This is a genomic window from Streptomyces sp. NPDC096311, assembly GCF_044763085.1.
Lineage (GTDB): Bacteria > Actinomycetota > Actinomycetes > Streptomycetales > Streptomycetaceae > Streptomyces.
Genome location: NZ_JBIWFN010000022.1, coordinates 117,376 through 141,811 on the forward strand (window position 1 = coordinate 117,376; position 24,436 = coordinate 141,811).

Genomic DNA, 24,436 nt, shown 5'->3' on the forward strand with positions numbered 1-24,436 from the left:
CTGCCTCCCGACCCCCTGGGTACTACGCGACGGCCCCGCGCGGCGAGCCCTCCTGCGAGGGATGGTACGACCGCCGCGGACAGCGGGACATGGCCGTGCCGTGCTCCTCCAGAGTGGGCAACAGGCCCTTGCCCACGACCCCGTTGCGCGCGGCCACGAACCTCACAGCGGTGGCTCCATCCGCGCGATCGCGCGCAGCGCCCTCGGCGCCAGCCGAGACATCAGGCGGCCGCCGCGCGCCTCGGGGGTGACGGGTACGACCGCCTGGTTGCGGACGACCGCGCGCAGGATCGCGCCGGCCACCTTTTCCGGCGGGTAGTTGCGCAGCCCGTACAGCCGCGCCGACTTCTTCTGGCGGCGCTTCTCCTCGCTCGCGTCCACCCCGGCGAAGTGCGCGGTCGAGGTGATGTTCGTGTTCACGAATCCCGGGCAGATCGCCGAGACGCCGATGCCCTGCCCGGCCAACTCCGCGCGCAGGCACTCGCTGAGCATCAGCACGGCCGCCTTCGAGGTGCTGTAGGCGGGCAGCGCCTTCGAGGGCAGGTACGCCGCCGCCGACGCGGTGTTGACGATGTGGCCGCCCTGCCCGCGCTCGGCCATCTGCCTGCCGAAGAGCCGGCAGCCGTGGATCACGCCCCACAGGTTGACGTCGAGAACCTTCTTCCAGTCCTCCGGAGTGGTGTCGAAGAAGGACCCGGACAGTCCGATCCCGGCGTTGTTCACCAGCACGTCCACCACGCCGTACTCGCCGGCGACCCTTTCGGCGAGCTTCTCCATGGCCTGCTCGTCGGAGACGTCGACGGTCTCGGCCCACGCTTCGGGGGAGCCGATCAGCCGGGACATCTCCGCCGTGCGCGCCGCGCCCTCCGCGTCCCGGTCGACGGCCACCACGCGCGCGCCGGCCTCGGCGAACGCCAGCGCGGTGGCCCGCCCGATGCCGCTGCCCGCGCCGGTGACCAGCACGAGCTGCCCGCCGAACCGGTCGGCGTACCTGCCCGGGGCGATGGTGTCCCGCACCGGCACGCCGTCCTCGTTGGCGTGCACGAAGTCCGTGATCCAGGACGCCAGTTGGTCGGGCCGCGTACGCGGGATCCAGTGTTTGTCCGGGAGGGTGCGGCGCACCAGCTGCGGGGCCCACTCCTCCAGATCGTCGTAGAGCCGCTCGGAGAGGAACCCGTCCCCCAGGGGGGTGATGAGCTGCACGGGCGCGTGCGCGTAGGCGTCCGGGCGTGGCCTGCTCAGCCGGGCCCGTACGTTGTCGCGGTACAGCCAAGCGCCGTGCGCCGCGTCCGTCGGCAGCGAGGGGGTCGGATAGTCACCCGCAGGCACCTTCTCGACCCGCCGCAGGATCTTCGGCCACTGCTTGCCCAGGGGGCCACGCCAGGCGAGCTCCGGCAGCACGGGCGTGTGGAGCAGGTACACGTACCAGGACTTGGCGCCCTGGCCGAGGAGCTGGCCGATCCGGCGCGGGGTGGGCCGCCGCACACGCCGCTTGATCCAGTGGCCGAAGTGGTCGAGGGACGGCCCGGACATGGAGGTGAAGGATGCGATCCGGCCCTGGGTCCGTGCGACCGTGACGAACTCCCATGACTGCACCGAACCCCAGTCGTGCCCCACCAGGTGCACCGGACGGTCGGGGCTCACCGCGTCGACGACGGCCAGGAAGTCGTCCGTCAGCTTCTCCAGGGTGAACCCGCCGCGCAGTGGCTGCGGGGCCGTCGATCCGCCGTGGCCACGGACGTCGTACAGCACCACGTGGAAATGCTCCGCCAGGCGGGTCGCGACCTCGGACCACACCTCCTTGGAGTCCGGATAGCCGTGCACGAGCACCACCGTGGGCCTTGCCGGATCGCCCAGCTCGGCGACGCACAGCTCGATCCCGCCCGTCCGCACCCGGCGCTCGCGCGCGCCTTCGAGAGTCACGAGAGTCACTTCTCCTTCGCCCAGCCCCGCACGGTACGTGTCCGTAACTTGACACTGGCGAATGTGACAGTTGTTAGAGGCTGCGTCAATAGGCCTGCTCGGCACCTGTGGACAACCGGTCCGATGTGGATAAATCCCCGCCGGTTGTTCGACTTCAGGGGGACCCCTACGGGCCCGTACGACTGGAGGCGGACGCGGATACAGCTCCATGGGTTGACGACCGCTGTGGCGTGCGCCACTACCTTCGACAACGTGACTGTGATCGCGACCGAAAGCCTGAGCAAGCGGTACCCCCGGGTGACCGCTCTTGACCGGCTCTCCGTGGACGTCGGACCCGGTGTGACCGGACTCGTCGGAGCCAACGGAGCCGGCAAGTCCACACTGATCAAGATCCTGCTGGGTCTCTCCCCCGCCACCGAGGGCCGCGCCCAAGTGCTCGGACTCGATGTCGCCACCCAAGGCGGCGCCATCCGCGAGCGGGTCGGGTACATGCCCGAGCACGACTGCCTGCCCCCCGACGTCTCGGCCACCGAGTTCGTCGTCCACATGGCGCGCATGTCCGGGCTCCCGCCGGCCGCGGCCCGCGAGCGCACCGCGGACACCCTGCGCCATGTCGGACTGTACGAGGAGCGCTACCGCCCCATCGGTGGCTACTCGACGGGCATGAAGCAGCGCGTCAAGCTCGCGCAGGCCCTCGTCCACGACCCCCAGCTGGTCTTCCTCGACGAGCCGACCAACGGCCTCGACCCGGTCGGCCGCGACGAGATGCTCGGCCTGATCCGCCGTATCCACACCGAGTTCGGGATCTCGGTCCTGGTCACCTCGCACCTGCTGGGCGAGCTGGAGCGCACCTGCGACCACGTCGTGGTCGTCGACGGCGGCAAGCTGCTGCGGTCCAGCTCCACCACGGACTTCACCCAGACCACGACGACCCTCGCCATCGAGGTCACCGACAGCGACGAGCACCCGGACGGCACCGGCACGGTCCGCGAGGCGCTCCACGCGCGCGGGGTCGAGACCCACGACGGCAGCGGGCTGCCGGGCGCCGGCCACATCCTGCTGCTGACCGCCGAGGGCGAGGAGACCTACGACCTCGTCCGCGACGTCGTCGCCGACCTCGGCCTCGGCCTGATCCGGATGGAACAGCGGCGCCACCACATCGCGGAGGTCTTCCGCGAGGAACAGACGGACGGGACGGACGTGCAGGGCGTACGGAAGGAGGCAGTGGGCCATGGCAGTTGAGCAGTCCCTCACCCCCCGCGGTGAGCAGACCCGGATCCACGACATCGGCTACCGCCACTACGACGGCCCGCGCCTGGGCCGCGCCTACGCCCGCCGCTCGCTGTACTCGCAGTCCCTGCGCGGCTCCTACGGCCTGGGCCGCTCGGTCAAGTCCAAGGTGCTGCCGATGCTGCTCTTCGTGGTGATGTGCGTCCCCGCACTCATCATGGTGGCCGTCGCGGTCGCCACCAAGGCGAAGGCCCTGCCGGTCGACTACACGCGCTACGCGGTCATCATGCAGGCCGTCATCGGCCTGTACGTCGCCTCCCAGGGACCGCAGTCCGTCTCCCGCGACCTGCGCTTCAAGACCGTGCCGCTGTACTTCTCACGTCCCATCGAGACCGTCGACTACGTACGCGCCAAGTACGCGGCGCTGGCCTCGGCGCTGTTCGTCCTGACGGCCGCGCCCCTGATCGTGCTCTACGTAGGGGCGCTTTTGGCGAAGCTCGACTTCTCCGACCAGACGAAGGGCTTCGGACAGGGGCTGGTCTCCGTGGCGCTGCTGTCGCTTCTCTTCGCCGGGATCGGCCTGGTCATCTCGTCGGTGACCCCGCGCCGCGGCTTCGGCATCGCGGCCGTCATCGCAGCGCTGACCATCTCCTACGGAGCCGTGTCGACCGTCCAGGCCATCGCCTTCGAGCAGTCCAGCTCCTCGGCCGTGCCCTGGCTCGGCCTCTTCTCTCCCATCACGCTCATCGACGGGGTGCAGACGGCCTTCCTCGGCGCCACCTCCGCCTTCCCCGGCGGGGAGGGCCCCTCGTCCGGGCAGGGAGTCGTCTACCTCGTCGTCGTCCTGGGGCTCATCGCGGGCTCCTACGGCCTCCTGCTGCGCCGCTACCGAAAGGTCGGGCTGTGACCACGCTCAACATCGACCATGTCTCGCGCTGGTTCGGCAACGTGGTGGCGGTCAACGACATCACGATGACGATCGGCCCCGGCGTCACCGGCCTGCTCGGCCCGAACGGCGCCGGGAAGTCCACCCTCATCAACATGATGGGCGGCTTCCTCGCCCCCTCCACCGGCACCGTCACCCTCGACGGCCGGCAGGTCTGGCGCAACGAACAGATCTACAAGCACATCGGCATCGTCCCGGAGCGCGAGGCGATGTACGACTTCCTCACGGGCCAGGAATTCGTCGTGGCCAACGCCGAGTTGCACGGCCTCGGAGCGAAGGCCGCCCAGCGGGCGCTCGCCACGGTCGAGATGGAGTACGCGCAGGACCGCAAGATCTCCACGTACTCCAAGGGCATGCGGCAGCGCGTGAAGATGGCCTCCGCCCTCGTCCACGACCCGTCCCTGCTGCTGCTCGACGAGCCCTTCAACGGCATGGACCCGCGCCAGCGCATGCAGCTCATGGACCTGCTGCGCCGCATGGGCGACGAGGGCCGCACGGTGCTGTTCTCGTCCCACATCCTCGAAGAGGTCGAACAGCTCGCCGCCCACATCGAGGTGATCGTCGCCGGACGGCACGCGGCCAGCGGCGACTTCCGCCGCATCCGGCGCCTGATGACCGACCGCCCGCACCGCTACCTGGTGCGCTCCAGCGACGACCGGGTACTGGCCGCCGCGCTGATCGCCGATCCGTCGACGTCCGGCATCGAAGTGGACCTGGCCGAGGGCGCGTTGCGCATCCAGGCGGTCGACTTCGGCCGGTTCACGGCGCTGCTGCCGCGCGTCGCGCGCGAGCACGGCATCCGGCTGCTCACGGTCTCGCCGTCCGACGAGTCCCTCGAGTCCGTCTTCTCGTATCTCGTCGCGGCGTAGGAGGCCAAGATGTACGACCCCACAGTCGCCCGGCTCACCTATCGAGCCCTGCTCGGCCGCCGCCGGGCCCTCATCCTCTGTGCGCTGCCCGTCCTGCTCATCGTGATCTCCGCGGCCGTACGCAGCTTCGCCGGAGCCGACGACCAGGTGGCATCGGACCTGCTCGGCGGCTTCGCGCTCGCCACGATGGTGCCGATCATCGGCGTCATCGCCGGCACCGGCGCGATCGGCCCCGAGATCGACGACGGCTCGGTGGTGTATCTGCTGGCCAAGCCCCTGAAGCGGCCGACGATCATCTTCACCAAGCTGATCGTCGCGATCGGCGTCACCATGGCGTTCTCCGCCCTGCCGACGTTCATCGCGGGCATGATCCTGAACGGCAACGGCCAGCAGGTCGCCGTCGCCTACACCGTGGCGGCGCTGGTCGCCTCGATCGCGTATGCCGCGCTGTTCCTGCTGCTGGGGACGGTCACCCGGCACGCGGTGGTGTTCGGGCTCGTCTACGCGCTGGTCTGGGAGGCCCTGTTCGGGTCACTGGTGTCCGGCGCGCGCACGCTCAGCGTCCAGCAGTGGGCGCTCGCCGTAGGCCACAAGGTCACCGGCGGCGACCTCGTCACCTCGGACGTGGGCCTGCCCACCGCCACGGTGCTCCTGGTCGTGGTCACCGTGCTCGCCACCTGGTACGCCGGGCAGCGGCTGCGGTCGCTGACGCTGGCCGGCGAGGAGTGAGCCGGGGGTTCCACGCGCGCGTGCCGGTTGTCGCCATGCACGCGCGCGTGGCGCCCCCTTTTTTTCTTGACAGTGGCTTCACCTCTGTCCCGGCAGACTGGGCAGATGGGACGCGCGGCTAGGAGGAACGGGGATGGCGGAACCGCAAGGTGAGGGACAGAGGGAGACCGAGGACGTCTGGGACGGCCTCGTACTTGACGAGAGCTTCATACGGTCGGCGGAGACGACCGAGCCGTCCGCCCGCGCCCGTATGCTCGCCGCCCGCTGGCGCGAGGGGGGACCCGACCCGCAGCCCTGGCGCTCCGACGAGCCGCCCGCGGGGTGGTTCTTCAGCAAGGCACGTCGGCGCAAGTGGCGCCGCCGGTAACTCTCTTTGAGCCGTCGACAACCCCCTTTGCGGGGCGGCTTTATTCAGTGGCGTCCAAGTCGGCGTCCGGGCACAGTAGTTATGTCCACGTCGCCGCATCGAGTCGGCGCCACGTTCTGGGAGAGGAGCGCGACGATGCCCATGAGTAGCAGTCCGTCGAGCTCCCTACAGGGCAGCCCGCGGCAGGCTCAGGAGTAGTTACCCCTCCGTGGAGCCCGCCCGCACGGGGGGCTGCCCGGGGCGGCCGCTTCGAGCGCGCGTATGTCGCGCGGGCCGCCCACCCGGAGGATTGGCCGAGAGGCAAGGCACCGGCTTGCTAAGCCGTGGTCGGGGTCAACCCCGCGCGCGTTCGATCCGCGCATCCTCCGCGAGCTCTCACCCGCTAACCCAGCAACCGCTCCAGCACCACCGCGATGCCGTCCTGCTCGTTCGAGGACGTCACCTCGTCCGCGACAGCCTTGAGCTCGTCGTGGGCGTTCGCCATGGCCACGCTGTGGGCCGCCCAGGCGAACATCGGGATGTCGTTGGGCATGTCACCGAAGGCGATCGTGTCCGCCGCCTTCACACCGAGCCGACGGGCGGCGAGGGACAGTCCCGTGGCCTTGGAGAGGCCGAGGGGGAGGAGTTCCACTATCCCCGCGCCCGCCATGGTGACGCCGACCAGGCTGCCCGCGACCTTGGCAGCCACCGCGGCCAGTTCGTCGTCGGAGAGCGTGGGGTGCTGCACGTACACCTTGTTCAGAGGGGCCGACCAGAGGTCCGTCGCGTCCCTGATCGGGACGACCGGGAGCGAGCCGTCCTGCCTGCGGTAGCCGGGGCCGACCAGTACCTCGCCGTCGAGCCCGTCGCGGCTCGCGGCCAGCAGCAGCGGTCCGACCTCCGCCTCGATCTTGGCGAGCGCGAGCCCGGCCAGCTGCCGGTCCAGCGTCACCGAGGTGAGCAGCCGGTGCTCCCCCGCGTCGTACACCTGCGCGCCCTGTCCGCACACCGCGAGGCCCTCGTAGCCGAGGTCGTCGAGGATGTGCCGGGTCCAGGGCACCGCGCGCCCGGTGACGACGATGTGCGCGGCGCCCGCCGTGGTCACCGCGGCGAGTGCCTCACGCGTGCGCTCCGAGACCGTCTCGTCGGAACGCAACAGCGTGCCGTCGAGATCGGTCGCGACGAGCCTGTAGGGGAACGATCCGGTCGGACCCGTGGATCCGGTCGGACCGGTCGACCCGGCGGCGGCGGTCACTTGGAGATCGGCTCCAGAACCTCACGGCCGCCCAGGTACGGACGCAGCACCTCGGGCACCCGCACGGAGCCGTCGGCCAGCTGGTGGTTCTCCAGGATCGCCACGATCGTGCGCGGGACGGCGCACAGCGTGCCGTTCAGCGTGGCGAGCGGCTGGACCTTCTTGCCGTCGCGCATGCGCACGGACAGGCGGCGGGCCTGGAAGCCGTCACAGTTCGAGGCCGAGGTCAGCTCGCGGTACTTGCCCTGGGTCGGGATCCACGCCTCGCAGTCGAACTTGCGGGACGCGGAGGAACCGAGGTCGCCCGAGGCCACGTCGATGACCTGGAAGGGCAGCTCGAGCCCGGTCAGCCACTGCTTCTCCCAGTCCAGGAGCCGCTTGTGCTCGTTCTCCGCGTCCGCGGGGTCGACGTACGAGAACATCTCGACCTTGTCGAACTGGTGCACACGGAAGATGCCGCGGGTGTCCTTGCCGTAGGTGCCGGCCTCGCGGCGGAAGCACGGCGAGAAGCCCGCGTAGCGCATCGGCAGCTGGTCGGCGTCAAGGATCTCGTCCATGTGGTACGCCGCGAGGGGGACCTCGGAGGTGCCGACCAGGTAGTAGTCGTCCTTCTCCAGGTGGTACACGTTCTCCGCGGCCTGGCCGAGGAAGCCGGTGCCCTCCATGGCGCGCGGGCGGACCAGGGCCGGGGTCAGCATCGGCGTGAAGCCGGCCTCGGTGGCCTGCGCGATCGCCGCATTGACGAGGGCGAGCTCCAGGAGCGCGCCGACACCCGTCAGGTAGTAGAAGCGGGAGCCGGAGACCTTGGCGCCCCGCTCGACGTCGATGGCGCCGAGCGCCTCGCCGAGCTCCAGGTGGTCCTTGGGCTCGAAGCCCTCGGCGCCGAAGTCGCGGATCGTGCCGTGCGTCTCCAGGACGACGAAGTCCTCCTCGCCGCCGACCGGGACGTCCGGGTGGACCAGGTTGCCGAGCTGGAGGAGCAGACGCTTGGTCTCCTCGTCCGCCTCGTGCTGTTCGGCGTCGGCGGTCTTGACGGCGGCGGCGAGCTCCCCGGCCTTCCTCAGCAGCTCGGCCTTCTCGTCGCCGGACGCCTTGGGGATCAGCTTTCCGAGCGCCTTCTGCTCGGATCGGAGCTCGTCGAAGCGGACGCCGGACGACCTGCGCCGCTCGTCGGCGGAGAGGAGGGAGTCGACGAGGGCGACGTCCTCTCCACGGGCGCGCTGGGAGGCGCGAACACGGTCGGGGTCCTCACGGAGCAGGCGAAGGTCAATCACCCCTCAAGGCTACCGGTGCCCGCTTCCGGCCATCGACTCGATATTCCACTCCGTCACTTCTGTGACGTTATGAGTGAAATGCCGTGTCGGTATTCCTTGATCGCCAATGATCACCCATGCGTGCCGGTCCGCGTCAATAAAAGGGACGGTACTCCCTGAAACGGGGCAGACGGTAATCAGGTGGTTGACTGGATTCCCTTGTGGAGAGCGGTACTTGAGAAGGGTTGTCCACAGGGATCCATGCCTCCGCAGAGTTATCCACAGGCTGTGCGGAAGATCTGTGGACTTCGGAGGTGATCGTTCCGAAAGCCGCATGTGGGGCGAAGAATTCCCGGGTCAAACCATCCGTACACCCACGTTCGAGTGGAAATGCTTCGCTCCAAAGGATTGATCAAGGGAAAAGAGTGGACGAGGGGTGACGTGCGGGGCTGTGGACGAACTTGGGCCCTGTGGGCCGATTTGTCGACGATGTAGTGCTTCCTTGTCGACTTGTCCCCAGGTCGAGAAGCACACCTGTGGATAACATCTGTGGATGACGAATATCAGCAGGTAGGACTGATGGAATGCGGAGAAGGGCAGTGGAAAAGCCCGCGCCGAGGAGCCGCCGACGCGGGAACCCGAACGGGCCTGATCCGGCCCTGATCCGGCCTGGATCCGGCTCTGGTTCTGAATCTGGCCTGGAACCGGCCTAGAACTGTCCGTCCCGCCGGCCTAGAACCGTCCGTCCTGGCAGCGCGCCAGCCAGTCCGACGCCGCCGAGAACGCACTGTCCGACGTCCCGGGCCGCAGCGGCCGTACGTCCTCCAGGGCGACCCCGGCCCGCGGATAGGACCCGAGGAAGCGCACCTGGGGGCTGATGCGCTTGAGCCCCATCAGCGCCTCGCCCACACGGCGGTCGGTGATGTGGCCCTCGGCGTCCACGGAGAAGCAGTAGTTGCCGATGCCCCGGCCGGTCGGCCGTGATTCGATCCGCATCAGGTTGACGCCGCGCACGGCGAACTCCTGGAGCAGTTCGAGCAGCGCACCCGGGTGGTCGTCGCCCAGCCAGATGACCACGGATGTCTTGTCGGCGCCGGTCGGGGCCGCGGGCCGGGCCGGACGGCCGACCAGCACGAAGCGGGTCTCGGCGTTCGCTGCGTCGTGGATCTCGGTGACCAGCGGTTCGAGCCCGTAGGTCGCTGCCGCGAACTCGCCCGCGAAGGCCGCGTCGTACCGGCCCTCCTGGACCAGCCGGGCACCGTCCGCGTTCGAGGCCGCCGACTCCCACACGGTGTTCGGCAGATGGGTGCCGAGCCAGTTGCGCACCTGCGGCTGGGCGACCGGGTGGCCGGTGACCGTCTTGATGTCCTTCAGGGCCGTGCCGGGCCTGACCAGCAGGGCGAAGGCGATCGGCAGGACGACCTCGCGGTAGATCATCAGCTGCTCGCCCTTGGCGAGTTCGTCGAGGGTGGCGGTGACACCGCCCTCGACCGAGTTCTCGATCGGGACGAGGGCGCCCGCGGCCTCGCTCGCGCGCACCGCGTCGAGCGCGGCCGGCACGGACACCATGGGCACCAGCTCCCGTGTCGCGGCTTCCGGGAGCGTGCGGAGGGCGGCCTCGGTGAACGTTCCCTCGGGGCCGAGATAGGTGTAGCGCGTCGCCGACATACCCGTCACCCTAATGGGCCCCGTCCCGCACGGATCACCCTTCCAGCAGCCGCTGCCCCACGTACTCCCCCTCCGCCGCCCCGCCCGGCACCGCGAACAGCCCGCTCGCCTCGTGGCGGATGAAGGTCGACAGGGCGTCGCCGCGGTCGAGCTTGCGCTGCACCGGGACGAAGCCGCGCAGCGGATCCGCCTGCCAGCAGACGAAGAGCAGGCCCGCGTCGGGCACCCCGTCCGTGTCGAAGCCGTCGTGGAAGGAGAACGGGCGGCGCAGCATCGCGGCGCCGCCGTTCTGGTCGGGCCGGGTGATCCGGGCATGCGCGTTGAGGGGGACGACCAGGTTGCCGTCGGCATCGGTCTTGTCGAGTTTCATCGCGGTCGTCTCGGTGCCACCGGTCAGCGGCGCCCCGGTGGATTTCTTCCGCCCCACGACGTCCTCTTGGGCCTTGACCGACAGCTTCTCCCAGTCGTCCAGGAGCATTCGGATCCGGCGTACGACGGCGTAGGAGCCGTTCGCCATCCAGGCCGGGTTGCCGGCGGCCGGCACGAAGATGCGCCGGTCGAAGTCGGACTCGGACGGCTTCGGATTGCGGGTGCCGTCTATCTGGCCCATCAGGTTGCGGGCCGTCATCGGCTGGGCCGTGGCGCCGGGCGAGCGGTTGAAGCCGTTCATCTGCCAGCGCAGCCGGGCCGCGCTGCCCGCGTCCTTCTGGAGCGTGCGCAGGGCATGGAAGGCGACGAGGGCGTCGTCGGCGCCGATCTGGACCCACAGGTCGCCGTTGCTGCGCGTCTTGTCGAGGTGGTCGGAGGAGAAGTCGGGCAGTGGGTCGAGGGCGACCGGGCGCTGCTTCTCCAGACCCGTCCGGGCGAAGAAGCTGTTTCCGAAGCCGAAGGTGACCGTCAGGGACGACGGTCCGGCGTCACGGGCGACGTCCGTGTCGTCCTGCGCGGCCGCCTCGCCCGCCATCAGCCGCTGGGCCGTCGTCGACCAGCGGCGCAGCAGTGCGGCGGCCTCCTTGCGGCCCGCGCCCGCGGCCAGGTCGAATGCGACGAGGTGGCCACGGGACTGGAGTGCGGTGGTGATGCCGGGCTGATGTTTCCCGTGAAACATCACCGCGTCCGCGCCGAGCGAGGTCAGGGGCGCGGCCTTGTCGGCGGCGGGCGCTGCCGCGTACCCGGCGGCACCTCCGGCCGCGCCCAGGGCGAGACCTGTGGCACCGGCGGTGCCGAGCAGTCGGCGCCGGGAAAAGACCCCGCCAGAAGAGGGCTTCTGGGAAACGGCCTCTCCTGGAGGGGTCTTTTCCGTGGTGGCTTCCGGAGTGGGCTGGTCAGCCATGGTGAGGTTCAGCCGATCTTCGCGTTCTTGGTGACGGTCGTCTGGTCGATGTCGGAGGTGCGCACGGTCACCGCGATCTCCCAGTCGCCCGCCATGGGGATCTGCACCCCGATCGCCGACCAGTGGCCGGTGGCGATGCGGTCGGGGGTCACGGGCAGCGGCCCGATCTTCTTGGCCTTCAGGGTGAAGGCGACCTTCACCTCGGGGACGTCGAAGGCCTTGCCGTTCGGTCGTTCCACGAAGACGTGCATCTCGTTGCCGCCGACGCGGGCCGGGTCGAGGGTGACCTCCGCGGTGCCCTTGCCGTCCTGGCCGCCCGTGTCGAAGGGGAGCTTCAGGGAGAGCGGCCCGGACCGCTGCGAGGAGGACGAGGTGGCCTGCTGGGCCGCCTCCTCCGTGCGGCCCGGCTCGGTGGACGTCAACACGGTCGTCACGGCCAGCAGGACGACGGCGACGCCGGCCTCGGCGAGCACCGAACGGCGCAGGCCGGCCCGGGCCGGGTCGGCGTCGCGGAGGCGCTTTTGACGCGCGGTGTCCACGGCGGCCTGTTGCCGGGCGAGTTGAGCGGCGCGCCGGGAGTCTCCGGAGTTCGAGCCCCTGGAGTTCGAGTCCCGGGAATCCGAGCCCCCAGAGCTGGAGTCCCGGGAATCCGAGCCCCCAGAGCTGGAGTCCCGGGAATTCGCGGGCACCTTCGTCGGCTGCTTCGTCCGCAGTTCGGCGCGAGCCGTCGTTCCGGCCGTCGCCCCGGCTGTCGCCATGGCCTTCACCTGCGGCGCCTCGGACAACTGGGCCGTCCAGCGCCGCGAGATCCACCCGATGCCGACGAGGACCGCCACCAGGCCGATCTTGATGAGCAACAACTGCCCGTACCACGTTCCGGTCAGCGCCGACCAGGAGCCGACCTGGCGCCAGGACTGGTAGATCCCGGTCGCGGCCAGCACCGTCACGCTGCCGAACGCGAGGCGCGAGAAGCGCCGTACGGCCACCGCGTCGATCCGTGTCTCGTTGGGCGCCCGGAACAGCGCCACGAGCAGCGCCGACAGGCCGCCCAGCCAGACGGCGACCGCCAGCAGGTGCAGCACGTCGACGGGCATCGCGAGGCCCGCCTGGATACCGGTGGAGGCGTGCTCGGCCATCGCCCAGCTCGCCGCCAGGCCCGCCGCGACGACGGTGCCGCCGATCGCGAGCCCGAAGGTGAGGTCCCTCTTCGCGGCATCGGCATCGGCATCGACACCGCTCTTGTCGGACCCGTCACCCTTGTCGGACTCGTCACTCCTGCCGGACGCGCCGCCCTCGTCGGTCACGTCGGCTTCGTCCCGCCGCGCGTACGCCCCGAAGAGCACCGCGATGAACAGCGCGCCCGCGGCGAGCAGCAGCAGCCGTGAGACCAGTGCCGCGCCCGCCTTGGTCTGCAGTGCCTGCCCGAGCAGCGTCAGGTCGAAGATGTCGCCGACCTTGCCGGAGCCGACGTAGGAACCGCGCAGGAGCAGCAGCGCGAGGGTGGCGCCGGTCAGCGCGAGCCATCCGGAGACCACGAGCCGTTGCACCGGACGGACCCCGGCGCCGCGCTGCCAGCAGGCCAGTACGAAGGCCGCGCCACCCACCAAGAGGATGAATCCGGCGTACGAGACATACCGCCCGACCCCATAGAGCGCGCCGACGACTCCGCCGCCCACGGCAGGGTCGGAGAGCGCGACGGAGGTCTGCGAGGGCGCGCCGATGGAGAAGGTGAAGGCGCCCGAGACGGGATGGCTGTCCGCCGACACCACCTGGTAGGTGACGGTGAACGTGCCGTCGGGCAGCCCCGAGTGGAGCTTCACGCCGTAGGTGGTGCCGCCCAGGTCGGTCGCCTTGCCGGTGTCGACGCGCTTGCCCTTGGGGTCGAGCACGCGCACCGAGCCGTCGGACATCGCGACCTTCTCGGAGAACGTCAGCGAGACCTGGGTGGGTGCCCGGCTGACCACCGCTCCCTGCTGGGGGTCGCTGCCGGTCAGCGCGGCGTGCGCGGAGGCGGGCGCCGCGCCGGCCAGGACCGCGCCGATCACGGCGAGGAGCAGCACCAGCAGTGCCCGTACCCGAAAAGCGACCCCTCCAGTGGTGGTGGCGGCCGCACCGGGAGCGATGGCCTGTGTCACGGTGATCCCTCCCTCAGTGCCCGGTCTTGGGGTTGTACGTCGCGGACTTCACCGGCATGGAGACCTTCACCGCGCCCGCCTTGGTGAAGTGCAGCGTCACCGACACCTTCTCGCCCTCCAGAGGCTTGTGGGTGAGCTTTTCGAACATGAGGTGGTTGCCGCCGCTCGCGAAGTCGAGTGACCCGTCGGCGGGCACGGCGAACGACTTCTGCTCCTCCATCGCGCCGCCCTTGGTGGAGTGCAGCGTGACGTCAGGGGCGAGGTCGCTGGTGACGGAGGTCAGGGTGTCGCCGCCGCCGGAGTTGGTGACGGTGAAGAAACCCGCCGCCATGGTGTCCATGACGGGGGCGGGCATGTAGGCGCCGGTGATCTTCAGTTCGGGCTTGCCCGCGTTGTCCGAGGAGGAGTTGTCGGAGCCGCAGCCCGCCAGCGCCAGCACCGTGGCCGTCAGCGCCACGCATCCCGCCAGACGCCTCGAAGGGGCTCCGGGTCGGCTCACGGATTCTCTCCCTTGATGAGCTTGGGGAGGTCCTTGGTGTAGTCGTCGACCGTGGCGTCCTCGCCGTAGATCACATAGCCCCCGTCGGTCTTCGGCGAGAACGCGATGACCTGGGTGCCGTGCACGGAGACGAGCTTGCCGTTCTTGTCCTTCGCCGTCGGCTCGATGGAGATGCCCAGGGTGCGGGCGCCCGCCTGGATGGTGGGGAAGTCGCCGGTGAGGCCGACGAAGGCGGGGTCGATCCCCTTGAGCCACTTGCCGAGCGCGGCGGGGGTGTCGCGGGCCGGGTCGGTGGTGACGAACACGACCTTGACCTTGTCCTGTTCGGCCTTGGGCAGCTGCTTCTTGGCGACGGCGAGGTTGCTCATCGTCGTCGGGCAGACGTCGGGGCAGTGGGTGTAGCCGAAGTAGATCAGCGTCGGGACGCCCTTGGTCTCTGCCCGGAGGTCGTACTTCTTGCCGTTCGTGTCGGTAAGGACCAGGTCGGGCTTCTCGAACGCCTTGTCGAGGACCGTGGCGGCCTTGCCCGTGCCGGCCTCGGCGGACACGTCGGCGATCGGTTTGTTGCTGTCGTCCCCGCTGCCGCAGGCGGAAAGGGTCAGTGCGGCGGCGGCGAACAGGGCGGCCGCGGCATACGTCTTCTTGCGCATAGAAAAATGTCCCAGATGTGAGGGCTCCGGTGTGCACCGGGGTCGTACGACCACTTTGACGAGGGCGTACGACCTACCGGTGCACAAGGGAGGGGTGCGGTGGGCCCTCAGGCCTCGGTGCGCCGACGGCCGGCCAGAACGCCGTACGCCACGCCCGCCGCGCCGACGACGATGCCGACGACACCGAGGACGCGCGCGGTGGTGTCACTGCTGTCCGCGGAGGAGGCGGAGGTGGACGAGGCGGGGGCCGCCGTGGAGGTGTCGGAGGCGTCCTTGGCGGTGCCGGAGGACCCGTGGTGGCCGTCCGTGGACGCGTCGGAGAGCGTGAGCACCGGAGCGGGGTTCTCGGGCTCCTCCTGGCCCTTCTGCTGCGGCTCGATCCAGCGCACGACCTCCTTGTTGTCGTACGTCTGGATCGCCTTGAAGACGAGCTCGTCGGTGTCCTCGGGGAGCGCGCCGACGGAGAGCGGGAACTTCTGGAAGAAGCCCGGCTCGATGCCCTTGCCGGTGGCGGTCCAGGTGACCTTGCTGACGGCCTCGGAGATCTTCTCGCCGTGCAGCGTGAGCGGCTTGGCCAGCTTGCTCTTGGTGACCTTCACGGACCAGCCGTCGAGGGGCTGCGGCATGACGGAGGCGAGCGGGTGGTCGGTCGGGAAGTTCACCTCGACCTTGTTGGTCGAGGCGTCGTCGCGCTCGTTGGGGACCTTGAAGTCGACGACGGCGTAACCGCCCTTGGCGGCCTCGCCCTCCGGCTGCACGCTGACGTGCGCGAAGGCGGGGGCGGAGACGGCGAGGACGGCCGAGGCGGCGACGGCACCGGCGGCGGCGATACGGGAAGCCTTCATGGAAGAGAGCACTCCACTTTCAGTCCGATGAGAAGAGAAGGGGGTGCGCGTGCGAAGGGTGCGATAGGCCCCTGGGGGTGCTTTCGCGTGCACGCGCGCGTGCCGCACGACGGCATCCCCTTCGGATCCTTCGGATGCTTCGGATCCGTTCCGGACGGATTCTTCGGATCGGTCCGCGGAGTGGCGCGTCGTGTCAGGCGGCGAGGACGAGAGCGGTGGAGTGGGGCGGTCCACGGCGGACGACGCTGTGCTGGAGCTCGGCGGTACGGGGCTTGGACGGCGTCAGCAGCGCGGTGCGCCGGGCGCGCGGTGTCGCGTCGGGTGTACCCGGCAGTCCGGCCCGCAGGGCGCGTACGAGCGCGAGCGCCCCGCGCAGGGACCGTACGAGCGCCCCTTCCGCGACTCCGTGCGCGGACAGCCGCATCAGCCGCAACAGCGCCAGATCACCGTGGCGCAGCACCCAGCCGGAGGCGACGGCCGCGAGGACGTGGCCGAGCAGCATCGGCAGGGACGGCCACACGGACATCGAGGACCCCGTGACGGCCGACATCGCGTCCGAGGAGTGGGGCATGGGCATGGACATCGACGGGGTCGTGCCCGTGTCGAGCCGTGCGTCGGCGAGGATTTTCATGGCCTGAGCCGGGCTGATCGCCGCCGCGGTCGTGCCGCACACGATGCGCGCGGCACGTTCCACGAGTGAGGTGTCGGCCATCGACATGGAGCCCGAGCCCGACGTAGCGGTCCCGGCGAGTCCGAAGAGCGCGTGCAGGGCGGTCTGACCGCCCGCGAGCAGCGCGGCGATGCCCGGCAGCGAACGCTCCCGCCCCGCCAGCGCGGCGGCGACGGCGAAGACCGCGAGGAATCCGGCGCCGAGCGTCCACAGCGGGACGGTGGCGCAGGAGGCGAGCCCATGACCGGCCGCGGCCAGCACGACACAGACCGCGGCGAACACCGCGGCCCGCAGAATCCGGAGCTCGTGTCCGGAGCGCGCCCTGGGCTGTTGGGGGGCAGTCATGGCGGGCTCATCATCGCACTCGGCCCACCCGCTTCCTACGGCAGGTCCGCAGGATGACGGTCCGCGAGCCGTGGTCCGGAAGGTCACGATCCGGGCCGAACCACCCGCACATACACCGATCGTTGTCGCGTGCGCATCCGCCATATGGGCGGCATCACGTCATGCAGGCGATTGCGCACAGGTGCTTGCGGCAATACGTAACGGTATGTCGAGCCGCGGCCAGGAGGCTGGAGCATGAGCATCTGGTGGTCACTCCATTTGCGGCGTGAGGCTGCGAGCGTTCCGCTCGCCAGACGTCTGCTGCTCGGCACGATGGAGACGGCGGGTGTCGATCCGGACGTCTCGTACGACCTCTCCGTGGCCCTTACCGAGGCCTGCGCCAACGCCGTGGAGCACGGAGGCGACGCCGCTCCCGGTACCGCGTCCGAGGCCTATCGGGTCACCGCCTACCTCGACGGCGAGAAGTGCCGCATCGAGGTCTCCGACTCCGGCCCGGGTTTCGCCCCGGGCCGTGCGCGTCCCGCGCTCCGCCCGGTCCGCGGCGACGCGGAGCACGGCCGGGGGCTCTGCCTGATCCGGGAACTCGCCGATCACGTCCAGATCGGCAACGAGCCGGGGCGGGGCGGCGCGGTGGTCAGCTTCGACAAGATCCTCAAGTGGAAGAAGGACGCACCGCTGATGGCGGTTTAGCGCCCGGGGATGGCGGTTCGGCGCTCGGGCGGAGGCGGATCGTCAAGGCGGTCTCGTGGAGTGCCAAGGCGGTTTCGCGGATCGTCAAGGCGGTCTCGCGGTTCGTCAAGGTGGTCTGGCTGAGCGGGAGTTCGGCAGCGAGCGGTGGGGCGCTGCGAGTGGTGCGGTGCTGCGAGGGCGAGGGCGAGGGCGAGGGCGAGGGCGAGGGCATGCCGGGGTGTCCCGTGAGCGCGTCGGGCCGCCGTCGGAGCGGCAGGTGCGTCAGGCCGGGGTCGGCGTCCTGCGGCCCTGCGTTGCGAGGGCCTGTGTCCCGCGGTTCTCTGTTCCGCGGCTCCGCATCCCGTGGTTCTCTGCCGCGCGGCTTCGCGTCCCGCGGCTCTGGAGGAGGCCGAAGCCCGCGCCGAGTGAGACGAGGCCCATAGCGGCGGCGGCCGTGATCCCCTGCACACCGTCGAGGGCGAAGCCGACGGTCGCGGCGACGACTCCGTTGAAGAGGAACAGGAACCAGAGCACCGGAGGGGAGGAGAGGAACGACTTGATCGGGTCCTTCTTGGCGATGCGGGAGCCGGCCACGAGGGAGAGGGCGATCCCGCCGTAGGTGGCCACGTCCTTCTGCGTGCCGTCGAACGCGGCACCGGAGGCCACGGTGGCGGAGAGGCCGACCAGGAACAGCGACCGGAGCACGATCGAGGAGAGCAGCGACTTCATGAACCTTTTCCTTCGGCGGGAGTCTGTTCGGCGGGAGTCTGTAGGGGCGTGAGCTTCCGGATTCAACGATCCCGTCGGTAGCTCGCCGCCACGAGTGAGTGCTCTGCCGAACCTGCGGTGTAGCGGGCTACACCATCTGTCCGGAGCCTGCTCTCCCGCGCAGCCGCACCAGGCGTGCCTAGCCTGGACGGCATGGGAACGACGGTGCGGCAGGCAGCGCGAGCCACGGTCCAGTTGGGACGGGCCGCCGTACTGGCGTTCGGCTCGATCATCTTCATGACGGTGCTGCTGTTCACGGCCGTCGCCACCCTCGTGGTGGTCGGTGCCGGACTGCTGCCCGAGACGGTGCTCCTGGTGCGCCGCTTCGCCGGCGCCAAGCGACGCCAAGTCGCCGAGTGGACGGGCCGGGAGATCCCCGAGGCGTACCAGCGCGTCGAGGGTCCGCTCCGCTGGCGGCTGCGCACGGCGGTCCGTGACCCGGGCACCTTCAACGACCTGCGCTGGATGGTCGCCCACTACGCCTACGGCTTTCTGGGCGTCCTCGCGCTGCCGCTGTGGCCGGCCGGCCTGCTCGTCGACGGCGTACGACAGGGTGTGCTGGGCCGTTCACCGCTGGTCCTGCCGCTGATCAGCGGTCTCGCGGGCCTCGACGCCGGATGGTCCACCGCCCTGCTCAAGCCCTCACCCAAGGCCCTGCTCGCGGAGCGGGTCGAGGAACTGACCGAGACCCGGGCGGGCGCGGTCGCCGCGCACGAGGCCGAACTGCGCCGCATCGAGCGGGACCTGCAGGAGGGTACGCAGGCGCGACTGGTGTCGCTCTCCCTGCGGATCGGCATTGCCAAACGGGCGTACGAAAGCGACCCGGACGCCGCCCGCGAACTCCTCGACGACGCCCAGGACCAGGCCGAAGAGGCGCTCACCGAACTGCGTCATGTCGTCCGTGGCATCCACCCGCCGATCCTCACCGACCGTGGACTCGTCGGGGCGGCGCGGGCGCTCGCGGCGAGCAGCGGGCTCGACGTGACCATGGACGTGGACGGTCTGGAGGACGGGGCGCAGAGCGGGGTCCGGGCCCCCGCGGCGATCGAGGCGGCCGCGTACCTCGTGCTGGCCGAGGCGCTGACGAACGCGGGCAAGCACAGCGCATCGGAGCGGGCGGCGGTCCGGCTCGCCCGTACGCCGACGGGGTTGAGCGTGGTCGTCCGCGACGAGGGCCGCGGTGGCGCCGACGAGGTGGCCGGTTCGGGACTGATCGGTATGCGACGGCGGGTCGCCGCGCTCGACGGGGCCCTGCGCCTGACCAGCCCTGTCGGGGGGCCGACGGTGATTGAGGTGGACCTGCCCTACGCGTGGTGACGCCCTCGGCGTTTTCAGGCTCCCTCGTTTTCAGGCTCCCTCGTTTTCGGGCCCCTCGTTTTCGGGCTCCCTGTAGAGGGCGATTACCCGTCGACTTCAGTTTTCTCAGGATTCTTACCCTCCTCACAGCCCCACCCCATGCCCCTGACGGCTGCCCTTCCTAGCTTTCCGATCATGACGAGAAGCCACAAAGACACTTCGGTCACCCGGCGCCGTGCGCTCGCGGTGACGGGCGGCACCGTCGCCGCGGGCGGGCTCGCGGCCGCCGGCTACCAATCGGCGTTCGCCGACGAGACGACCACCGCCACCGACGCCGAGGCGACCGCCTCGGCGACCTCGACCTCCACCAGCAGTGGCCAGTGCGTGCTGATGTCCAGCGTGACGGAAGGGCCGTACTACCTCGACGGCGCTCTGGTGCGCAAGGACATCACCGAGGGCAAGGGCGGCGTCCCGCTGATGCTGCGCATCACGGTGCAGGACACCACCGACTCCTGTGGCCCGGTCGCGGGCGCGGCCGTGGAGATCTGGCACTGCGACGCCTGGGGCTACTACTCCGGCTACACCACCGCCAACCCCGGCGGCTCCGCGCCCGCCGAGAGCGAGGACGGCTCGACCGCGAACGACCAGACCTACCTGCGCGGCTACCAGGTCGCCAACGCCAACGGAGTCGTCAAGTTCGAGACGATCTTCCCCGGCTGGTACACGCCCCGCACCACGCACATCCACGTCAAGGTGCACACCGGCGGCGAGAAGGCGGACGGCACCTACGAGGGCGGCAAGGTCAACTTCACCGGCCAGCTCTTCTTCGACGACGACATCGCCGCCGAGGTCCAGGCCCTGGAGCCGTACTCCAAGCACACCGGCAGCTACACCAAGCTTGCCGACGACATGGTGTACGACGGCGGCGGCACCTCCAGCGGGCTGCTTACCCTGAAGCCGGTCCACAAGAAGGACCCGTCCAAGGGCTTCAAGGGGTCCATCATCCTGGGCATCGACCCCGACGCCGAGAGCACCGGCGCGGGCAGCGGTGGCGGTGGTACGCCCCCGAGCGGCGCTCCGACCGGTACGCCGCCGAGCGGTGCCCCGAGCGACGCCCCGAGCGACAGTGCCAGTCCGTCCGCCTCGGCGTCCTCGTAGGGCTCGCGCGTGAGTGGCCGCGAGGACGAGACGCTGGCGTGGGCCGCCGTGGCCGCGCTGACAGGGCAGCTGGAGCTCACCCCCAAGCCCGGCCTGCCCGATCCGCGGGATCTCGGCGCCCGGGCCACCCGCCGGGACCTGTGTTCCCTGCGCTGGTCGGCCAAGGCGCTGACGCCCGGCCTCGCGGCCATGGCGGCCGCCGCCCGCCGCATCGGCGGGCCCACACCCGAACTCCGCACGGAACTGGGCGCGATCGGCCGGTCCACCGAACACTCGGTGACGCTGGCGGGTGGTGGCCACCGCGGGGCGCTGTGGGTCCTGGGTTTCCTGGTCGCGGCGGCGGCCCTGGAACCAGGAGCCAAGGGTTTCGAGGTCGCCACCACCGCCAAGCGGATCGCGGCGCACCCCGACCGGCGGGCGCCGCGGCGGCCCTCCCGGGGGTCGTCCATGTCCGCGAAGTACGGCGCGGCCGGGGCGCGGGGCGAGGCACGCGCCGGATTCCCGCACGTACGACGGGCGTTGGACGCGCTCGCCGCCTCCCGCTCCGCCGGCGCGGCCGAGCCGTACGCCAGGCTCGACGCCCTCCTCACCGTCATGTCCACCCTCCAGGACACCGAGTTGCTGTACACGGCGGGCCCGCACGGGCTCCGGCACGTCCAGGCGGGTGCCCGGGGCGTGCTGGAGGCAGGCGGTACGGCGACGGAGGCCGGCCGCGCGGCTCTGGCCGCCTTCGACGACGACCTCCACACGCGCGCGTGGAGCCCGCGTGGCACGGGGGGACTGCTCGCGGGCGCCCTGTTCGTGGACTCGCTTCCGGTGGTGGTCAGTTCGCCGGCACGGGTTGCTGCTTGACCCGGTCCTGGGTCTGATTCCCGCCCCGGTCCCGGTCCCGGTCCCGGTCCTGATTCCGGTCCTGGTCCTGATCCCGGTCCCGGTCCCGGTCCCGGTCCTGATTCCGGTCCTGGTCCTGATCCCGGTCCTGGTTCCGGCGGTGGGCTGTCACCTCGTGCGTGGCGGCCCACCGCACCGCCGGGCCCATCCCGTACGAGGCCCCCAGCATCAGTCCCCCCAGCAGCAGCCATCCCGGCGTGCCCCAGCCCACCAGCAGTGCGGTCAGGACCAGCGGGCCCGCGGTACGCGCCACCGTGACGCCCGTGCCGAAGAAGCCCTGGTACTCGCCCATGCGGTCGGCCGGGGCGAGATCGAAGCCCACCTGCCAGGAACCCGCCGACTGCTGCATCTCGGCGAAGACCTGGAGCACCGCCCCCGCCACCAGGACCCCGGCAGCGACCCACGGCGAGGCACCGGCGGACAGTGCGAAGACCGCGCAGGACACCAGCATCACGAGCCCGGAACGGCGTATCGCGCGCGTGGCCGAGGCGAGGCCTGTCACACCGCGCGCCATCCGCACCTGGAAGACCATCACCGCAACGGTGTTGAGGACGAACAGCGCGGAGACCAGCCAGGCGGGCGCCTGGGTGCGCTCGGTGATCCACAGCGGGACGCCCAGACTGAGCAGCGGCATCCGCAGCAGCAGCACGGTGTTGAGGAATGTGACGAGCACGTACGGGCGGTCGCGCAGGACACCGGCCCCGTGACCGTGTCGTACGGTCACGCGAGGCACGGACGGCAGCCGCAGCAGCACACCCGCGCAGAGCAGGAAGCTCACCGCGTCCAACGCGAACACCCCGAGATACGCGTCCCGTGTTCCGGCGTGCAGTGCGAGCCCGCCGAGGCCCGCCCCCACCGCCAGACCGGCGTTGAGGGTCGACTGAAGATGGGCGAGCAGCCCGGTGCGCTCCCCGGCCGGTATCAGCCCGGCGAGCAGCGCCTGCCGGGCCGCCCCGAGCCCCGACTGTGCGGAGGCGTACGCGCAGGCCGCGAGGACGAAGGGCAGGAAGCCGCGGACGACCAGGAAGGACGCCACCGCCGCTCCGGTCGCGAGGGCCAGCAGCACCGCCGTGCCACGCGGCCCGCGCCGGTCGGCGAGCCGTCCCAGCGGTACGCCCACAAGGGAGCCGATCGCCCAGGCGACGGTCAGCCCGAGCCCCACGCGCGCGGGGGCCAGCCCCACGACATGCGTGAAGTACAGCGCGGAGGTCACGTAATAGGCGCCGTCCCCCACGGAGTTGGTCAGCTGGGCGACGGCGAGGACGCGTTGCGGTCCCGCGGGCGGGACGAGGCGGCTCGACTGCGCGGATGCTGCCGGATTCGTCATGGCTTCGACGCTACGGACCCGGTGGACCCGTCAACAGGCCCAATTCTCACGTCTTTTCGCGACCCAATCGGCTCCCGCCGGACACCCCTTGGCTCCCGCCGGACACCCCTTGGCCCCCACCCGACGCCCCTTGGCTCCCGTCCAGCACCCGCCCCAACGCCTCCAGCGCCTCCGGATAGATCCGCTCCCGGGGAGTCCCGTAGCCCACGACCAAGCCCTGAGGCCGCCCCTCGCCGCGCTCGTGCCAGTGCTCGCCCAGATGCCCGACCGCGAGGCCCTTCTCCTCCGCCCGCGCCAGCACCTCCGCCTCGTCCGCCACATCCACCAGTGCGTGCAGCCCGGCCGCGATACCCCGTACGCTCCTGCGCGCCCCCAGCCGGTCGAGCAGCTGGTCCCGGCGTCGCCGGTACCGCAGCCGGCAGGCGCGCACATGACGGTCGTACGCGTGACTGGTGATCATCTCGGCCAGCGCCAACTGGCCGATGGACTCGGTGTGATGGTCGCTGTGCAGCTTCACGTCGGCCACCGCGTCGACCAGGTGCGGCGGCAGCACCATCCAGCCGAGCCGCAGGGCGGGGCCGAGAGTCTTGGACGCCGTACCCAGGTAGGCGACCTGCCCCGGTGCCATGCCCTGGAGGGCGCCGACGGGTTGCCGGTCGTAGCGGAACTCACCGTCGTAGTCGTCCTCGACGATCAGTCCGCCGCGCGCGCGTGCCCAGTCGGTGAGCGCCCGCCGCCGCTCGGGGTGCAGGGTCACCCCGGTCGGATACTGATGGGCGGGCGTGACGACGACCGCGTCCGCCGGTGAGGAAGCCAACTCCCCCGCGCAGGCGCCTCGTTCGTCCACCCTCAGTGGCACCACCGTGCCTCCGCCCCGCCGCACCACGTCCCGGTGGAACGGCAGCCCGGGGTCCTCCATCGCGACCACCCCGCCGTCCAGCACGCGCGTGAGGAGTGCGAGCCCCTGCACGTATCCCGAGGTGATCACGATCCGCTCGGGCGGCGCGATCACGCCCCGGGCCCGTCCCAGGTAGCCGGAGAGCGCCGTTCGCAGTTCGATCCGGCCGCGTGGGTCCCCGTAGTCGTACGCCAGGGAGGGCGCCGTCGCGATCGCGCGGCGCAGCGCCCGCAGCCACGCCGCCGCCGGGAACGTACCGACGTCCGGGCTGCCCGGCCGCAGATCGAAACGGGGCGCACGCGCGCGGGGAGCCCCGACGGCCTCCGACACGGCGTCCGCGGGAAGCACCGCGACCTCGGTGCCCGACCCCTGCCGGGCCGTCAGATACCCCTCGGCGACCAGTTGGTCGTACGCCCCCTTGGCCGTCCCGCGCGAGATGCCGAGTTCGGCCGCGAGCCGCCGGGTCGGGGGCAGCCGTGTGCCCGGAGCGAGCCGTCCGTCGCGCACCGCGTCCCGCAGAGCCCGCTCCAGCCCGGTCCTGCGCCCCGCGGCCACGTCCGGTTCCAGATGCAGATCCACCCCGACACCGGACCAGAAGTCGTCGCCCACTAATCCCCCCCCCGTGAGTGCCCCGCGCCCAAAGGGGCGCGGGGAACCGCGCGACCAGCCACGGCCTACCCGCAGACGAATGGCCGGGCACTCACTTCTCGTACCCGGCCATCAGCCCTACGTC

At 70.8% G+C, this 24,436-nt stretch carries 23 protein-coding genes and 1 tRNA gene; 10 read left to right on the plus strand and 14 right to left on the minus strand.

Annotation, left to right across the window (positions count from 1 at the left end):
• Nucleotides 1-22: 22 nt before the first annotated feature.
• Both ACIRA5_RS41790 and ACIRA5_RS41795 read right to left on the minus strand, forming a co-directional pair.
• Nucleotides 23-166, minus strand: coding sequence for a hypothetical protein (locus ACIRA5_RS41790; protein WP_403700245.1), 144 nt, complete (start codon nucleotides 164-166; stop codon nucleotides 23-25).
• Nucleotides 163-1,923, minus strand: coding sequence for an SDR family oxidoreductase (locus tag ACIRA5_RS41795; protein ID WP_403700248.1), 1,761 nt, complete (start codon nucleotides 1,921-1,923; stop codon nucleotides 163-165). Before ACIRA5_RS41795 ends, ACIRA5_RS41790 begins: the two co-directional genes overlap by 4 nt.
• A gap of 258 nt (nucleotides 1,924-2,181) precedes the next feature.
• Between ACIRA5_RS41795 and ACIRA5_RS41800 the strand changes: the two genes are divergently transcribed.
• The 6 genes from ACIRA5_RS41800 to ACIRA5_RS41825 all read left to right on the plus strand — a co-directional run bounded on the left by ACIRA5_RS41800 (nucleotide 2,182) and on the right by ACIRA5_RS41825 (nucleotide 6,432).
• On the plus strand, nucleotides 2,182-3,165 hold the full coding sequence (locus tag ACIRA5_RS41800) for an ABC transporter ATP-binding protein (RefSeq protein ID WP_403700426.1): 984 nt from the start codon (nucleotides 2,182-2,184) through the stop codon (nucleotides 3,163-3,165).
• Nucleotides 3,155-4,060, plus strand: a complete 906-nt coding sequence (locus ACIRA5_RS41805; protein WP_403700250.1) for an ABC transporter permease subunit — start codon at nucleotides 3,155-3,157, stop codon at nucleotides 4,058-4,060. The genes ACIRA5_RS41800 and ACIRA5_RS41805 overlap by 11 nt, the downstream gene beginning before the upstream one ends.
• Nucleotides 4,057-4,968 carry an ABC transporter ATP-binding protein gene (locus tag ACIRA5_RS41810; RefSeq protein ID WP_054236923.1) on the plus strand — a complete coding sequence of 304 codons (912 nt, stop codon included), beginning with the start codon at nucleotides 4,057-4,059 and terminating at the stop codon, nucleotides 4,966-4,968. Before ACIRA5_RS41805 ends, ACIRA5_RS41810 begins: the two co-directional genes overlap by 4 nt.
• A 9-nt stretch (nucleotides 4,969-4,977) precedes the next feature.
• On the plus strand, nucleotides 4,978-5,697 hold the full coding sequence (locus tag ACIRA5_RS41815) for an ABC transporter permease (protein ID WP_403700253.1): 720 nt from the start codon (nucleotides 4,978-4,980) through the stop codon (nucleotides 5,695-5,697).
• 133 nt (nucleotides 5,698-5,830) lie between these two features.
• A complete protein-coding gene (locus ACIRA5_RS41820) occupies nucleotides 5,831-6,064 on the plus strand; it encodes a hypothetical protein (protein ID WP_403700255.1) in 234 nt (77 codons plus the stop codon).
• Between the two features lie 283 nt (nucleotides 6,065-6,347).
• Nucleotides 6,348-6,432: transfer RNA gene (locus ACIRA5_RS41825), tRNA-Ser, on the plus strand.
• A 14-nt stretch (nucleotides 6,433-6,446) separates the two neighbouring features.
• Here the strand turns inward: ACIRA5_RS41825 and ACIRA5_RS41830 are convergent.
• From ACIRA5_RS41830 to ACIRA5_RS41870, 9 genes are all read right to left on the minus strand, one after another.
• Nucleotides 6,447-7,298, minus strand: a complete 852-nt coding sequence (locus tag ACIRA5_RS41830) for an HAD family hydrolase (RefSeq protein WP_403700257.1) — start codon at nucleotides 7,296-7,298, stop codon at nucleotides 6,447-6,449.
• Nucleotides 7,295-8,572: a serine--tRNA ligase gene (serS, locus tag ACIRA5_RS41835; protein ID WP_403700260.1), complete on the minus strand. Its 1,278-nt coding sequence runs from the start codon at nucleotides 8,570-8,572 to the stop codon at nucleotides 7,295-7,297. Before serS ends, ACIRA5_RS41830 begins: the two co-directional genes overlap by 4 nt.
• Nucleotides 8,573-9,283: 711 nt before the next feature.
• Nucleotides 9,284-10,219, minus strand: a complete 936-nt coding sequence (gene pheA / locus ACIRA5_RS41840) for a prephenate dehydratase (protein WP_403700263.1) — start codon at nucleotides 10,217-10,219, stop codon at nucleotides 9,284-9,286.
• A 34-nt stretch (nucleotides 10,220-10,253) separates the two neighbouring features.
• Complete coding sequence (efeB, locus tag ACIRA5_RS41845) at nucleotides 10,254-11,552, minus strand: iron uptake transporter deferrochelatase/peroxidase subunit (RefSeq protein ID WP_403700266.1); 1,299 nt, start codon at nucleotides 11,550-11,552, stop codon at nucleotides 10,254-10,256.
• A gap of 8 nt (nucleotides 11,553-11,560) precedes the next feature.
• Complete coding sequence (locus ACIRA5_RS41850) at nucleotides 11,561-13,675, minus strand: copper resistance CopC/CopD family protein (protein ID WP_403700428.1); 2,115 nt, start codon at nucleotides 13,673-13,675, stop codon at nucleotides 11,561-11,563.
• A 25-nt stretch (nucleotides 13,676-13,700) separates the two neighbouring features.
• Entirely contained in the window at nucleotides 13,701-14,186 is a 486-nt protein-coding gene (locus tag ACIRA5_RS41855; protein WP_403700268.1) for a copper chaperone PCu(A)C, read from the minus strand.
• Nucleotides 14,183-14,836, minus strand: a complete 654-nt coding sequence (locus ACIRA5_RS41860; protein ID WP_403700271.1) for an SCO family protein — start codon at nucleotides 14,834-14,836, stop codon at nucleotides 14,183-14,185. Before ACIRA5_RS41860 ends, ACIRA5_RS41855 begins: the two co-directional genes overlap by 4 nt.
• A 107-nt stretch (nucleotides 14,837-14,943) precedes the next feature.
• Nucleotides 14,944-15,681, minus strand: coding sequence for a YcnI family protein (locus ACIRA5_RS41865; RefSeq protein ID WP_403700273.1), 738 nt, complete (start codon nucleotides 15,679-15,681; stop codon nucleotides 14,944-14,946).
• 193 nt (nucleotides 15,682-15,874) lie between these two features.
• On the minus strand, nucleotides 15,875-16,696 hold the full coding sequence (locus tag ACIRA5_RS41870) for a hypothetical protein (protein ID WP_403700276.1): 822 nt from the start codon (nucleotides 16,694-16,696) through the stop codon (nucleotides 15,875-15,877).
• Between the two features lie 234 nt (nucleotides 16,697-16,930).
• Between ACIRA5_RS41870 and ACIRA5_RS41875 the strand changes: the two genes are divergently transcribed.
• Nucleotides 16,931-17,386 carry an ATP-binding protein gene (locus tag ACIRA5_RS41875; RefSeq protein ID WP_054236932.1) on the plus strand — a complete coding sequence of 152 codons (456 nt, stop codon included), beginning with the start codon at nucleotides 16,931-16,933 and terminating at the stop codon, nucleotides 17,384-17,386.
• 261 nt (nucleotides 17,387-17,647) lie between these two features.
• On the opposite strand, the gene ACIRA5_RS41880 is transcribed toward ACIRA5_RS41875, so the two are convergent.
• On the minus strand, nucleotides 17,648-18,094 hold the full coding sequence (locus ACIRA5_RS41880) for a hypothetical protein (protein WP_403700279.1): 447 nt from the start codon (nucleotides 18,092-18,094) through the stop codon (nucleotides 17,648-17,650).
• Between the two features lie 192 nt (nucleotides 18,095-18,286).
• On the opposite strand from ACIRA5_RS41880, the gene ACIRA5_RS41885 reads away from it, so the two are divergent.
• The 3 genes from ACIRA5_RS41885 (at nucleotide 18,287) to ACIRA5_RS41895 (ending at nucleotide 21,439) form a co-directional block, all read left to right on the plus strand.
• Entirely contained in the window at nucleotides 18,287-19,450 is a 1,164-nt protein-coding gene (locus ACIRA5_RS41885) for a sensor domain-containing protein (protein ID WP_403700281.1), read from the plus strand.
• A gap of 174 nt (nucleotides 19,451-19,624) precedes the next feature.
• Nucleotides 19,625-20,587, plus strand: a complete 963-nt coding sequence (locus tag ACIRA5_RS41890) for an intradiol ring-cleavage dioxygenase (RefSeq protein WP_403700284.1) — start codon at nucleotides 19,625-19,627, stop codon at nucleotides 20,585-20,587.
• A 9-nt stretch (nucleotides 20,588-20,596) separates the two neighbouring features.
• Nucleotides 20,597-21,439, plus strand: coding sequence for a triphosphoribosyl-dephospho-CoA synthase (locus ACIRA5_RS41895; protein WP_403700287.1), 843 nt, complete (start codon nucleotides 20,597-20,599; stop codon nucleotides 21,437-21,439).
• Here the strand turns inward: ACIRA5_RS41895 and ACIRA5_RS41900 are convergent.
• Nucleotides 21,411-22,805 (minus strand): MFS transporter, encoded by a 1,395-nt coding sequence (locus tag ACIRA5_RS41900; RefSeq protein ID WP_403700290.1) that lies wholly within the window; start codon nucleotides 22,803-22,805, stop codon nucleotides 21,411-21,413. The genes ACIRA5_RS41895 and ACIRA5_RS41900 overlap by 29 nt on opposite strands.
• A gap of 46 nt (nucleotides 22,806-22,851) precedes the next feature.
• The gene (locus ACIRA5_RS41905) at nucleotides 22,852-24,312 is read right to left on the minus strand and encodes a PLP-dependent aminotransferase family protein (protein WP_403700293.1); all 1,461 of its coding nucleotides are present in this window, start codon (nucleotides 24,310-24,312) and stop codon (nucleotides 22,852-22,854) included.
• Nucleotides 24,313-24,436 lie beyond the last annotated feature (124 nt).

What these genes read in the sequence shown, in the direction of transcription:
- ACIRA5_RS41900 (WP_403700290.1), bottom strand. Translation starts at nt 22,805, where the DNA reads ATGACGAATCCGGCAGCATCCGCGCAGTCGAGCCGCCTCGTCCCGCCC.
- ACIRA5_RS41890 (WP_403700284.1), top strand. Translation starts at nt 19,625, where the DNA reads ATGACGAGAAGCCACAAAGACACTTCGGTCACCCGGCGCCGTGCGCTC.
- ACIRA5_RS41875 (WP_054236932.1), top strand. Translation starts at nt 16,931, where the DNA reads ATGAGCATCTGGTGGTCACTCCATTTGCGGCGTGAGGCTGCGAGCGTT.
- efeB (WP_403700266.1), bottom strand. Translation starts at nt 11,552, where the DNA reads ATGGCTGACCAGCCCACTCCGGAAGCCACCACGGAAAAGACCCCTCCA.
- ACIRA5_RS41865 (WP_403700273.1), bottom strand. Translation starts at nt 15,681, where the DNA reads ATGAAGGCTTCCCGTATCGCCGCCGCCGGTGCCGTCGCCGCCTCGGCC.
- pheA (WP_403700263.1), bottom strand. Translation starts at nt 10,219, where the DNA reads ATGTCGGCGACGCGCTACACCTATCTCGGCCCCGAGGGAACGTTCACC.
- ACIRA5_RS41815 (WP_403700253.1), top strand. Translation starts at nt 4,978, where the DNA reads ATGTACGACCCCACAGTCGCCCGGCTCACCTATCGAGCCCTGCTCGGC.
- ACIRA5_RS41820 (WP_403700255.1), top strand. Translation starts at nt 5,831, where the DNA reads ATGGCGGAACCGCAAGGTGAGGGACAGAGGGAGACCGAGGACGTCTGG.
- ACIRA5_RS41870 (WP_403700276.1), bottom strand. Translation starts at nt 16,696, where the DNA reads ATGACTGCCCCCCAACAGCCCAGGGCGCGCTCCGGACACGAGCTCCGG.
- ACIRA5_RS41860 (WP_403700271.1), bottom strand. Translation starts at nt 14,836, where the DNA reads ATGCGCAAGAAGACGTATGCCGCGGCCGCCCTGTTCGCCGCCGCCGCA.
- ACIRA5_RS41805 (WP_403700250.1), top strand. Translation starts at nt 3,155, where the DNA reads ATGGCAGTTGAGCAGTCCCTCACCCCCCGCGGTGAGCAGACCCGGATC.
- ACIRA5_RS41880 (WP_403700279.1), bottom strand. Translation starts at nt 18,094, where the DNA reads ATGAAGTCGCTGCTCTCCTCGATCGTGCTCCGGTCGCTGTTCCTGGTC.
- ACIRA5_RS41885 (WP_403700281.1), top strand. Translation starts at nt 18,287, where the DNA reads ATGGGAACGACGGTGCGGCAGGCAGCGCGAGCCACGGTCCAGTTGGGA.